Annotated in this window: 10 protein-coding genes; 4 read left to right on the top strand and 6 right to left on the bottom strand. The window is 47.1% G+C overall.

The window, feature by feature from the left end; all coding sequences use genetic code 11:
- On the top strand, positions 1-942 hold a 942-nt coding region (locus tag B5F34_RS11275; RefSeq protein ID WP_140392999.1), incomplete at its 5' end, for a DUF4143 domain-containing protein.
- A gap of 1,097 nt (positions 943-2,039) precedes the next feature.
- On the opposite strand, the gene B5F34_RS11280 is transcribed toward B5F34_RS11275, so the two are convergent.
- Positions 2,040-3,200, bottom strand: coding sequence for a site-specific integrase (locus B5F34_RS11280; RefSeq protein WP_087338926.1), 1,161 nt, complete (start codon positions 3,198-3,200; stop codon positions 2,040-2,042).
- A gap of 451 nt (positions 3,201-3,651) precedes the next feature.
- On the opposite strand from B5F34_RS11280, the gene B5F34_RS11285 reads away from it, so the two are divergent.
- The 3 genes from B5F34_RS11285 to B5F34_RS11295 are packed head-to-tail and all read left to right on the top strand — an operon-like array spanning position 3,652 to position 9,086.
- Positions 3,652-6,645, top strand: a complete 2,994-nt coding sequence (locus B5F34_RS11285) for a TonB-dependent receptor (RefSeq protein ID WP_087338929.1) — start codon at positions 3,652-3,654, stop codon at positions 6,643-6,645.
- 26 nt (positions 6,646-6,671) lie between these two features.
- Entirely contained in the window at positions 6,672-8,228 is a 1,557-nt protein-coding gene (locus B5F34_RS11290) for a RagB/SusD family nutrient uptake outer membrane protein (protein ID WP_087338932.1), read from the top strand.
- 24 nt (positions 8,229-8,252) lie between these two features.
- Positions 8,253-9,086, top strand: coding sequence for a hypothetical protein (locus tag B5F34_RS11295; protein WP_087338935.1), 834 nt, complete (start codon positions 8,253-8,255; stop codon positions 9,084-9,086).
- A 343-nt stretch (positions 9,087-9,429) separates the two neighbouring features.
- On the opposite strand, the gene B5F34_RS11300 is transcribed toward B5F34_RS11295, so the two are convergent.
- The 5 genes from B5F34_RS11300 to B5F34_RS11320 are packed head-to-tail and all read right to left on the bottom strand — an operon-like array spanning position 9,430 to position 12,993.
- Positions 9,430-10,083 (bottom strand): MarC family protein, encoded by a 654-nt coding sequence (locus B5F34_RS11300; protein WP_087338938.1) that lies wholly within the window; start codon positions 10,081-10,083, stop codon positions 9,430-9,432.
- A gap of 16 nt (positions 10,084-10,099) precedes the next feature.
- Positions 10,100-10,798 carry a YjjG family noncanonical pyrimidine nucleotidase gene (locus B5F34_RS11305; RefSeq protein WP_087338941.1) on the bottom strand — a complete coding sequence of 233 codons (699 nt, stop codon included), beginning with the start codon at positions 10,796-10,798 and terminating at the stop codon, positions 10,100-10,102.
- Positions 10,799-10,801: 3 nt separating this feature from the next.
- Positions 10,802-11,680: a hypothetical protein gene (locus tag B5F34_RS11310; RefSeq protein WP_087338943.1), complete on the bottom strand. Its 879-nt coding sequence runs from the start codon at positions 11,678-11,680 to the stop codon at positions 10,802-10,804.
- A gap of 36 nt (positions 11,681-11,716) precedes the next feature.
- A complete protein-coding gene (gene rsmI, locus B5F34_RS11315; protein WP_087338947.1) occupies positions 11,717-12,400 on the bottom strand; it encodes a 16S rRNA (cytidine(1402)-2'-O)-methyltransferase in 684 nt (227 codons plus the stop codon).
- Positions 12,397-12,993 (bottom strand): hypothetical protein, encoded by a 597-nt coding sequence (locus B5F34_RS11320; protein WP_162609327.1) that lies wholly within the window; start codon positions 12,991-12,993, stop codon positions 12,397-12,399. Before B5F34_RS11320 ends, rsmI begins: the two co-directional genes overlap by 4 nt.
- Positions 12,994-13,063: the final 70 nt, after the last annotated feature.

Genomic DNA, 13,063 nt, shown 5'->3' on the forward strand with positions numbered 1-13,063 from the left:
GGTTCTTTGTTGGGAGTTGCTGTGAATCGTCAAAAGTACTCTTATCCCGTAGGTAAAGTAGAAGAATTAACCCTTTATCCACTGGATTTTGAAGAGTATCTTTGGGCAATGGGGAAAGATGCTTTGGCCACAGAAATACGCGCTCATTATCAGACCGATGAGACCATGCCGGAAGCTTGGCATGAGCTGGCATTGGAACAATATCAGAATTACTTTATCGTAGGGGGGATGCCTGCTGCTATCATAGAATATCTCCGGACAAACAGTTTCCTCCAGGTTCAGCAAGTGCAGAACAATATTCTTAACCAGTATATCGCCGATATGGCCAAATATGCCGACCCGACAACCAGTGTCCGCATCAGGGCATGTTACAACTCCATCCCTACCCAGCTGGCCAAGGAAAACACCAAATTTCAGTACAAAGTTGTACAGCGAGGCGGTACAGCCACCATCTTTGGGGAAGCTATTGAATGGTTGGTATTTGCCGGGATTGCCTTGAAATGCCAAAGACTGGAACACGGTTTCATCCCTATTCATGCGTATGTAGATTTGTCCGATTTCAAGCTTTACATGGCTGATATCGGTTTGCTGACACTTCGTTCGGGCATGCCTCTGCAAACCATTTTGTCCCCTATCGAACAGGACAATACTTATTTGGGTGCCATGACCGAGAACTATGTGGCACAGGCCTTGACCTCCAACGGTCAGAAATGTTATTACTGGCAAAGTGATGGGAAAGCAGAAGTAGATTTTGTCCTTCAATGTAACGGACAGGTTATCCCCGTAGAAGTAAAGAAAGGCAGGAGAAACCGTTCGAAGAGTCTGGGCGTTTTTGCCGAAAAATATCATGCAGACTACGCCCTGCGCATATCAAAGAAAAACTTCGGGTTTGAAAATCGCATCAAATCAGTGCCGCTCTATGCTGTGTTTTGCCTTGTATAATTATAGAGCGTGGGAGCTATTCAATGAGCAGCGCGCTTCTTTTGAATGGAACAGGGATTGTCAACGCAAGCAAAAGTATGGCGATATGCACAATTCTAACCCGCGCAATGTATAGTTGGTTTAGAATGTGAGTTCAGTCTCGATAGTAAACTGGCGCGTACATGTTTTATACAAACCGCCTTCACGCTTTCACCGCCGATAAGTATTTGTGGATGAGTGAGATGCTGTGAAAGATAAAGCCTTCACGCATCTTTCACACGCCTTTCTTGTGGTTTCCTTGTCTATTCCTGCCTTTTCCCTGCGATAAGGCAGATTTTCACCGCTTTTTGCTTATACCTTGAAAGCGGATGTCTTATACCTTAAAAGCTGGTTTCTTATAGCTGAGGAGGCAGAAGAATAGACATTGAGGTGTGAAGTGAAAGCTGTGAAAGATGCGTGAGGGCTTTATCTTTCACAGCAACCTTCTAAATCACAACGGGTTATCTGTGCGTGAAACCGTGAAGGCAGATGGAAGCATCTTTTTTTTATGGAGTAGAAAGCAGGTTGGTCCCCTTCGGTTGCCTTCACAGTCTTTCTTTCCTATGCGGCTGTAAATAAGTAAATGTACAAAATTGAATGATACTAAACACAGAGGCACGGAGACACAGAGTTTTTGTTTTCTTGTCCATAGCTCACAGAGTTAATCTTCCTTCTCTCGTATGTGGCGAAGCCGCGGACTCTGTGCCCTCCCGTCATTTTTTCCGACAGACAGTTACAGAACTTTGTGTCTCTGTGTCTCTGTGTTGGATATAAACTAATTCTGGTTGATTACTTAAACAAATTGTTGTGAAAGCAACAGCTACTTCCTTACCTCCACATATCTAATTAGAAAAACGGTCCGCTGAGTTCCTCTTTCCGACCAATGACATAGTGGATGTTCCCAAAGTCACAGTTAGTTCGCTCAAAGTCAGAGTTACAGTTCCCAAAGTCACAGTTGGCTCGCTCAAAGTCACAGTTAGCCCGCTGATTAAAGGTTGCTCCACCAAGGTGGGCGATGAGGCGATACTTTTTCCATGCCCGGAGAGTACCGCTCCATAGACAGCGCGCCATCGGTGGTTTTACAGGCTGTGGCTCTTCAGGTCATGCACCAAGGTCTGGTCCATCACATTGGCATAAATTTGCGTAGTGCGTACACTCTTATGTCCCAACAGTTTTTGGACAGTTGTGATATTGACACCATTATATATAAGTAAGGTGGCGTTGGTATGTCGTGCGGTGTGGAAAGAAATAGGAGTATCCACACCCGCCATTTGTCCGATAAGGCGCAGGCGTTTGTTTGTATTTGAGTTGTCACCCAGCCGGAAGAAATCCTCCAGGCGGTTCTGATATTTTTCCAAGATGCCCAATGCCTTGCCACCGAAAAGCACGAATAGGGGCAATCGGACCTCTGTGCCGGTTTTGACTGAATGATATATCAGCCAACGCTCTTGTCCGATGTCCACAATATTGGCAGGTGATAAACTGGTGAAATCCGAATAACGCAATCCGGCATAACAGCAAAACAGAAAAGCATCCAGTACGTGATACAGGTTCCGGTGTGTTTCCAAAGGGCGGAACAATTCTAACTTTGTCAGTTCTTCGGGGGTCAGATGGGTGTGGCGTCCCGGAATCATTTTGATTCGGTAATTGCGGAAAGGGTTATGCTGCTCTTCCAGAAACCCTTTGTTCACAGCAGCGTTAACCTGCCGCCGCAGGTGCTTGATGTGTTTGGCTATCGTATTGGTATGATACCCCCGGCGGCGCAGATAAAGTTCAAAGTCGGCTACAAAGTCGAATGTCAGGTCTGAAAAAAGCACCGATGGCCGGAAGCCTCGCAGCAGTTGCCATGTCGACAGTTGATTGTTTCGGGTACTTTCTTTTACATCACTGTCTTTTACTTCCCGAGCAAAAAAATCAATGAACGACTCTTCTTGCGTTACCCCCTCCAATTCCGCTTTCAGCATTTCCAAAGAAACCGGCTTTCCGCGTTTCCACAGCTGTAATTCTTTCCGCTCAACATCTGCTATATGCTGGTGGATCAAATGGTTTAAAGCTTCTGCATTCGGATGGTTTCTTACCAACTGCTTGCGGATGTCCCACTGATGGGGCAGCAGATACACATGTGTAGAGAAATACTTTTTCTGCTTTCCCTGGCAGGCTTCTATTTGTACCAATCCCATACCATACCTGTTAAGGCACTTCTTCCGGTCAAAAATTAATTTGTAAACAATTTTACTCATTTTATTTTAAATTAAGCATTCTACGTCGATTTATAGGCGGACTGATACGTCCAATGCTCCTGAATAGCTCTTTTCAGCATCTATAAAGACGGTGAGTAGAAACAGATTTGATGCATGATTGGGATAAAAAACAAGGTTTGGTGCTATGAATACAGCTAAATAAGCCCCCAGGGAAACGGTATTTTAACCATTTTGTATTAAAAAAAGTGTAATCATTAAACGAATCCCCATTCTCCAAGCAAACATATAGACAGGTAAAGAGGCTGTATTTAGGTCTTTTTAAGTGAGAAAAAGTGTTTTTCGACATAAAATCGGGCTTCTGTTTAACAAATTGGCAGAAAAGCAAGGTTTTTTCAAATAAATAATTGTTTGTTTCATATTTATTAATATATTTGCAGTTTGTTAGAGTAAAGAGACAATTAATGTAAAGTTTAACTTTAAGAGAGAATTTATGAAAAGAAAATTAATGCTGTTATTGGCCTGTCTTTTTGTAGGGATAGGCTTGGTAACTGCCCAGAATCAGAGGGTCACAGGTGTTGTGATTTCTGAAGAAGACGGGCAGCCGGTTATTGGAGCGTCAGTGAAGGTACAAGGTACCAATCAAGGTACAATTACCGACGTGGATGGTAAGTTCACTTTGACGAATGTACCAAGTTCCGCGGGAACTCTGGTAATCTCGTATGTGGGTATGATCGCTCAAGAGGTTGAAATACAGCCTAATATGGTTGTTCATCTGAAGAGCGACAACGAGATGTTGGACGAGGTGGTTGTAGTAGGTTATGGTACAGCTCGAAAAGTGGGTTCTGTGGTTGGATCTGTTACAGCAGTGAGCGGAACGAAGCTGGAGAACAAGCCGATAGCCAATGCCGGTGATGCTTTGCAGGGACAGGTAGCCGGTTTGCAGGTATTTACGGCATCCGGTGAACCGAGTGAATCGGTAAGCATGCGCTTGCGTGGTGTCAGCTCTATCAATGGTAGCCAGGCTCCGTTGTTTATCCTCGACGGTTCTCCGGTGTCTTCAGGCGTATTTACGGCCCTGAACCCTAATGATATTGAGAGTACGACTGTGCTGAAGGATGCTTCCGCTACGGCTATCTATGGTGCGCGTGCTGCCAATGGTGTTGTGATTGTTACAACCAAGAAAGGCCAGCGTGGACAGAAAGCCCGGGTTACTGCTACAGCTATGTATGGCTTGTCTAAAATGACGGGTGACAAAATGACTATGATGAATGCAGAGCAGTGGCTGAACTTCCAGGAAGTTCTCAACCCCGCTTTGGCTAATGATGCATCTTTCCAGCAGCGCAAGGCTTTCTATATTGATAATGGCATATCAACCAACTGGCGCGATGTGTTCTTTGGTGATACGGCACCGGTACAGCAGTATGACGTAAGCGTGAACGGAGGTTCTGAGAGCTTAAACTATTATCTGTCTTTCGGACACTATGATGCAGACGGTATCATGGACGACTCCAACCTGCGCCGTGAAACCCTGCGTGCCAATCTTGATGCCAATATTACTAAATGGTTAAAGATCGGTGCCAACTTAGGCTTCTCTTACCAGAAGTATTCTACGACCGCTTTCGGTGGTTCAGCGAACAGCGTATATAATAAGGTGTTTGCTTCCCGTACCTATCGTCCGGACCAGGAATATTATGAGATCCTGACAGACGACAACGGTAACTTCATCGGTTATGGCGACCGTTTGAACTATTTTGAAACATTGGGCTACTACAATCCTTATTATCTGTCTGAGTTGCAGCCCAGCTCGAATGATATGGTGCGCATCAACGGTAGTACGTTCATCAATATCAATCCGATTCGCGGACTGAATATCCGTGCTGCACAAGCTGTAGAAGCATACGACTACCGTGTCAGCGGTAAGGCTTATCCTACGGATGACGGTGATAATCCTTTTGTTAATGACGGTACTGCTCGTGAGAGCTTCCAGCGTTACTATCAGTTCACTTATACCAATACGGCCGAATATAAGTTTACGGCGTGGGATGATCATGATTTTACCGTTCTGTTAGGACAGGAATCTATTATCAACAAGAATCAGAGCTTTGGCGTCAGCGTAAGCCATCTGGAAGACGAGCGCCTGATGTTGATGAGTGCAGCCCCCAGCGATGGTCTGAGCGTTCCGTCACACGGCATCTCTGAAACAGTGTATAATTCTTATTTTGCTACATTCAGCTATGATTATGCTGATAAGTATTTCTTTGATGCTTCTTTCCGTCGCGATGGTTCTTCGCTGTTTGGTCTGAACAACCAGTGGGGTAACTTCTGGTCGGTAGGTGCCATGTGGGATCTGAAGAAAGAAAACTTCCTGACGGACGTAGACTGGCTGAATGATTTGCAGTTGAAGGTCAGCTATGGTTCGGTAGGTAACTCTGCAGGTATCGATGCTTACCTGGCTTACGGTCTGATTGGTACCGGCAATCGTTATTACGAAGGTGTGGGAACCGCTGTGTCTAATCCTGCCAACCCTGATTTGACATGGGAAACTGTGAAATCTACCAATGTAGGTGTAAATGCACGGCTCTTTGACCGTTTGAATATTGAAGTGGAATTCTACAACCGTGTAACGGATAACATGTTGATGAGCATTCCTTATTCTTATACCACGGGCTACGGCTCCGGTTGGGGTAATGTGGGCAGCATGCGCAACCGCGGTATGGATATTACGGCAAATGTGGATATATTCAAGAATTTCCATGGGATTAACTGGAATGTACGTGCCAACATCAACTACAACAAGAACGAAATTACGGAATTGTTTAACGGTTTGGATGAATATGTACTCTCTAATACAGGTCTGAAACTGCAGGTGGGCAAACCTTACGGTGAGTTCTACTATACTCGTTGGGCTGGTGTTGACCCCCGCGACGGTTACAACATGTGGTATGACAAGAACGGCAATCTGACCAAGACATATTCTGATGATGATGCCGTGTTTACCGGCAAGCAGCGTTATGCACCCTGGTCCGGTGGATTTGGTTCGGAAATCAGCTGGAAAGGCATTACGGTAAGTGCAGACTTCTCTTTCATGCTGGGTCAGTACATGCTGAACAATGAACGCTGGTTCACTGAAAACGCAACTTTCGCAACTGCCAATAACCAGAGTGTGAAGATGCTGTCCATGTGGCAGAAACCGGGTGATGTAACCGAAATCTCCACACCGGAATCGGCTATGCAGTTTGATACACACTTGCTGGAGAATGCTTCGTTCATGCGTCTGAAGAACCTGACTATCAGCTATGATTTGCCGAAACGCTGGATGCAGAAGACCGGTTTCATGGAAGGTTGCCGTATCTTCTTCGTTGGACGTAACCTGTGGACTGTAACCAAGTATCAGGGATATGACCCGGAAATCAACAGCAATATCCAATTGGGTAACTACCCCAATACGAAGCAATTCTCTTTCGGTCTGGAACTGAATTTCTAATTATCAACCTCAATAAAGATTTTAATATGAAGAAAATACATATACTTTTCACAACTCTGCTGGCCGCCGCAGGACTCGCGTCCTGCGATATGGAGAAGTATCCTTATAACTCCATAGAGGAAAGCCTGTATATGACACAGCTGGATGACTTTAAAGCTGCACGCTACGGCTTGTATTCCAACTACCGCGCGTTGACTACAGGCGGTTACATCTTGAACTCCGAGATGCAGGCCGATGATTTCTATGCAACTATCGACTACGGAAACTACTTCGGTAGCTTCTACCGCTGGGACATCCAGACCGGTAACGGAGACATCGAAACCATGTGGAGCGCTTACTACAGCACCATTGCCCGCTGCAACTACTACTTGGACAGCTATGCCCGCGTGACCAGCGGTGAACTGACCGGCTTTGACGATGCTGCCCTGCAGGAAATCAACACGTATGCTGCAGAAGCCTATTTTACCCGCGCGTTCAGCTATTATCAGTTGGCGGTTAACTTCTGCCATCCCTACGATGCCTCTACGGCTGCCAATGAACTGGGTGTGCCCCTGCAGCTGACATACGCACCGACATCGGACAATAGCTTGTATCCGGGCCGTTCCAGCCTCCAGGCTACGTATGCACAGATTGTCAGCGACCTGAACGAGGCTGCCCGTCTCTATCAGAACTTCTATGCTTTTGCCGATGGCCGCGAAGACCGGTTGTATTATATTACTCCGGATGCCATTACTGCTTTGCAGGCTCGTGTGGCTCTTCAAATGAATGATTATACAACGGCTATCAATGCTTCCACTTCGCTTATCAATAGTGGTACCTATCCGCTTACCGGAGATGCCGAAACATACCGTGGCATTTGGGAGCTTGATAATGGCGAAGAAACTATCTGGCAGATCTACATGAGCAATCCTAACGAATTGGGTACGGCCAATGGTTTATATTTCCATGGGCAGCGCATTCCCAATGCTCCTGAGACGCAAACGCCGTCATTCTTCCCCAAACAGCCTGTCATTGACATGTATGACCAGGCAAATGACATCCGTTTCACTTCGTTCTTCACCCAGTTCACATACACGGCCAGCACGGGAGCATCGGGCACAATCTGGTTGTTCGACAAGTATCCCGGCAACCCCACTATGGGCACGAACTCGGATAACTACTATGTGAACATGTCTAAGCCGTTCCGCATCGCCGAGCAGTATCTGATAGCAGCTGAGGCTTATTTGGAATCGGGCGATTTGTCTAATGCTACCAACTATTTGAATGAACTGCGCAGTCATCGTATTACCGGTTATTCGAATGAGTCTTTCGGCAATGCAGAAACGTTGCGCACGGCTATCCGTACGGAGCGTCACAAGGAATTGATTGGCGAAGGCTTCCGCTTCTACGACCTGAAGCGCTGGGGCATGGGCATGGACCGCGGCAATGATTCACAGAACGATGATCTGACCTTTGGTCCCGGCCTGATTACGGGAAGTGGTCTGTCTATCCCGGCAGGCGATTACCGTTTCACTTGGCCCATCCCGCAGGCAGAAATGGATACCAATCCGCAATTGGAAGGACAACAGAACCCGGATTATTAATCATTTTAAAATTACATTCGAATTATGAAATATCTTAAATTATTAGCATTATGCCTGTTGCCGTTGTCGTTTGCGGCTTGTAGCGACGATGATGACATCAATGGAGGCAGTGCAACAGTGGGCTTTACATCGTCTCAGATAACGTTAGCTGAAAATGCTTCTTCACTGACACTTCCTATTGTCGTAGAAGGAGAGCATAACGGGCTTATCAAAGTGCAGGTAGCCGTTACGAATCTTACCGGGACATCGGTTGTCAACGATGAGACGGTTATCATGACATCAGGTAATCTCCTGTTTCCTGCTGATGTGAATGAGGTAAATGTTGAATTGAGGACAAATGTCAATACGCCTGAGGATGACTATAACCGTTCTTTTACGGTTGAAATCATTGCTGCAGAAGGTGCTACGGTTTCCACTTCTTCATGTGTGGTGAATATTCAGGAAATGGTAGACCCCTATAATAATCTGACTGGTAATTGGATATTACCTATCGGTGAAAATGATGTTCCTGTAACTATTACTGGTCGTGAGGATCGTTCCGGATTCGATTGCACCATGGAATATGATGGAGTACCTGTTGATTGGGACATGGATTATTCTCCATCTGGATTGCAGGTTGTCTGCGGAAGTGTAGTAGCTCGTGATATTGATTTCGGCGAAATCGGTGTATTCAATATCCAATTTGGTTATGTAAATGGCGGTTATTGGTATACTGACAATATACCGGCCATGTGGAATGAAACATTTGATACCATTACGCTGGATGCTGGTATTACAGGTGGTTTATACACATCGGCAGGTGCATTCGGAGGATATACATGGTTCTCAAGTGAAACAACAATGACAAAGGTGCAATAAGGTAGCGCCAAACAAATTGTTACAAATCTATACGCGGGTTACGCTTATGTGGAAGATTTAGCATTCCATACTGAAGCGTAACCCGCTTTTTTATACCGAACCGATCATTGCTTTGCTGCAATTTAAGTAATCAATCAGAAGTTTATATTAAACACAGAGACATAGAGACACAAAGAGTTCTGTAACTGTCTGTCGGAAAAATGACGGGAGGACACAGAGTTCGCGGCTTCGCCGCATACGAGAGAAGGGGAATTAACTCTGTGAACTATGGGGCAAGAAAACAAAAAACTCTGTGTCTCTGTGCCTCTGTGTTTAGTATCATTTAATTTTTCACATTTACTTATCAGGAGGGAAGACCCTGATAACTTTCGGCAAGTACATCCAGCAAGATGGGTTTCACCCCTCCCACGAAGCACTCTACTCCGATAACCATTAGAATGAGTCCCATCAGGCGCATCATGACATTGTTGCCAGTTTCGCCCAGCACATTGACCAGGCGGGTTGAAGCACGCAGGATGAAGTAGGTGAGCAGGTAGATGAAGGCGATGGAGCCTATCAGGATGCTTTTCAATTCCATGCTCTGTGCGTCCTGCATCAGTACGATGGAGTTGGCGATGGCACCCGGACCACACAGCATGGGGATGCCCAGCGGAGTGATGGATATGTCATTGGCATAAGTCTTGATTTCTTCGTCTTTTAGCTTCATAGGGGTGTAGCGTGCTTGCAGCATGTCGTAGCCTATCTTGAAGATGATGAAACCGCCTGCGATACGGAAACCGTCGGTGGAGATGCCGAAGAATTTGAAGAGGAATTGTCCGGCAAAGGTAAAGACCATGATAATGATGAAAGCTGTCAGCGTGGCACGGGTCACGATAAAACGACGTTCTTTCTCGGTCATGCCTTGAGTCATGGTCAGGAAAACAGGCATGGTGCCCAGCGGATTAGTCAGGGTAAAGAATGACGTCAGACAGAGAAGGGCAAAAGATAAGGTGTCCATAAGGTGTTTTGAAAATCTATAAGAATGTAGTCAGTTCCTGCAAGTCGCTGATGTGGTAGGTAGGGTGGAAGGGGAGAGAAGTGTCAGCAGTCGGATGATAGTACACCTGATGCATACCGGCATTACGGGCACCTACAATGTCATTCTCCCAGTTATCTCCTATCATGAGCGATTCCTGCAGTTCGGATTGGGTGGCCGACATGGCAAAGTGGAATATCTCTATGTGTGGTTTCAGGATGCCGATGTCGTCGGACAAGACAACTTTGCGGAAATAGTTTTCTATGCCTGCCGAACACATTTTGCGGTATTGCAATTCGCGGAAGCCGTTGGAGAGGATATACAGCCGGTAGCGGCTGTGCAGGTATTCCAACGTTTCGCGGGCGTGGGGCATCAGTTTCCTGCACGTGGGTATCACGGCAAAAAAGTCACGGGAGAAGTCTTGGGCCAGCCCTGCATCTTCTACCCCCACCTGTTGCAGGGGGTAGAAGAAGCGTTGGCGGTTCAGTTCGTCTTTCGTGATGAGTCCCCGGCCATATTCTTCCCACAGTTGCAGGTTGCGTTGCGTATAGAGGGTGTAGAAATGCTCGAATGAGTCGAAATAACGCCCATAGCGATGTTTTTCATACATAGCCTCGAAAGTGTCGCGCGCATTTTCCGAGAAAGCCCACAACGTGTCGTCCAGGTCGAAAAACAAGTTTCTGTAGCGGCTGGCCACCTCTTATTTCACTTGAATGACCAGGTATCTGGATACGCTCCAGAAGTTGGTGGGATCGTTAATCTTCAGTGTCAGCAAACCCTTGTCGTCTTCTTCCAGTGTAAACGAACCGGCCGGGTGCGTGGTGAGCAGGTCGGCAGACTTGGAGTAGAGTTTGATTTCTTTCGTGGTACGGATGTCTATTTGCGTGAAATAGTCCTTGTTGATGTTGGCATCCTGCATCACTTCTCCTTTCTTGAAGAGTCCCGTGTTGCTCAGAATATGCTGGTCTTTCAGTTCCTTCTTGGTGCCGAATACAAACCAGGCAGCGTTGAGCGCCTTGTCTTGGTTGGCCACTGTTTGCGCTTTGGCTTCGTTTTCGGCGGTAAGAGCTTCTTTTTCAGCCGTAAGTCCGCTTACTGCTGCATCCAGTTCCTGGATGCGTATGTTTTTCGAAGCCAATTCAGCTTGCAGTTCTTCGATGCGTTGTGTCTTTTCCACCAATTCCTGCGTGAGCGATTCGATGGCTCTTTTCAGTTGGGCGGAATTGTTGTGGCTGGATTTCAGCTGTGCCTGCAGTTTGGCAATCTGCTGTCGGTTCTCTTCCATCTGTTTGCGGATGAACTCAATGTCGGAGGCTATCTGTTCTTTGGCGTTCAGCGAGCCTTCGGCCACGGCTCCCCGTTGCAGGTCCACACGGTTTTCTGCTGCATTGATTTGGCGGAAGCCTTCGGAGATGTCGTTGAATGTTCCCATCATTTCGTCCAGTTCTGCATCACGTTGGTTGAGGACGGCTTGCAGAGAGTCTCTTTCTGCCTGAAGGCGGCTCTTCCCGCCTCCCAGGCCGTCGCACGAAGCCAGCAGGGCTGCGCACGCCATCATTGATAATACGAGCTTTTTCATACGCTTTGTTTTTTACACTTGGTTAATAAAGTTATATTATTCGTCTATTCCGGCTACTACAATTACTATTTCGCCCCTCGGTTCGTTGGCGGTAAAGTGTGCTGTCAGTTCGGCGAGGGTACCGCGCACGGTTTCTTCGTGCACTTTCGATATTTCGCGCGAGACGGAAGCCTGTCTTTCCGTTCCCATATACTCAGCCAGTTGCGTCAGGGTTTTCACCAGACGGTAGGGCGATTCATAGAAAATCATGGTCCGCTTTTCGCTGGCCAGAGTCTGCAGGCGTGTCATGCGTCCTTTTTTCTGCGGCAGGAAACCTTCGAAGCAGAAACGGTCGTCCGGTAGTCCTGAAGCCACTATGGCCGGCACAAAGGCAGTAGCTCCCGGCAGGCATTGCACCTCGATGCCCTGGCGTGCACATTCGCGTACCAGCAGGAATCCGGGGTCTGATATGCCCGGCGTTCCTGCATCCGAGATGAGTGCGACGGTTTCTCCAGCCTTTATTTTACTTATAACATTTTCCACCGTTTTATGTTCATTGAATTTGTGGTGAGACTGCATGGCATTCTTTATCTCGAAGTGTTTCAGCAGAATGCCCGACGTGCGCGTGTCTTCGGCCAGGATGAGGTCTGCTTCCTTCAGTATGCGGATGGCACGGAACGTCATGTCTTCCAGATTGCCTACCGGGGTGGGTACGATATATAGTATTCCTTGGTCTTTCATCGGTCGAAATGTTTCTTCAGCAGTTCTTCGAATTCGGCAAGAGAGGGATTGCCTTCCTGGGCGGGTACCTCGTTATGGAGCAGGGAAACGGCTTCGTCTGCCGTGTGAGTCCCGTCCAGCCGGGTGAGCAAGTCGTGTAGCCGGGCAACGTCTCCGTCGCACAATGCGCGTGCAAAACGGAACGTGTCGTTCAGACTGAGTGAATGGCGCAGGTCGCCGGTCGGGCGGATGCGTTCTGCCAGAATAGGTCCACTTTCGGCTTCCTGCGTGGCAGGAGATAAAGAAACTTCCGGTTGGGGAGTTTCTTCTTCCGGTTCGGTGGGGAGTGGGGCAGAAGGCTCTTCCTTTGCCGTGGAGGAGGGAACTTCTTCCCGAACAAAAGTCTCTGCCTTTTCTTCCGTGTGAGCCGGTTCTCCCGTTGTGGCTTGAGAAGAGGAAGCAGATGCCTCCAAGAACCGCTGCAGTTCGTCCAACCGTTCTTTCAGGTGGCTGATGTTGCGTCCCGCCACCTTGGCCAGTTTAGGGTCGGCGGTTGTTGTTAATGCCTGAAGCAGGTATTTCAGTTCGGCCACATCCAATTCTATGTCATTCAAAATCGTTTGCATATCCAGTGTCTTGCAAGTCTTATGAATACAAAAGTAGAAATAAATACTGAAATATTTC

It is taken from the genome of Mediterranea sp. An20 (genome assembly GCF_002160055.1).
Taxonomy (GTDB): Bacteria; Bacteroidota; Bacteroidia; order Bacteroidales; family Bacteroidaceae; genus Bacteroides; species Bacteroides avicola.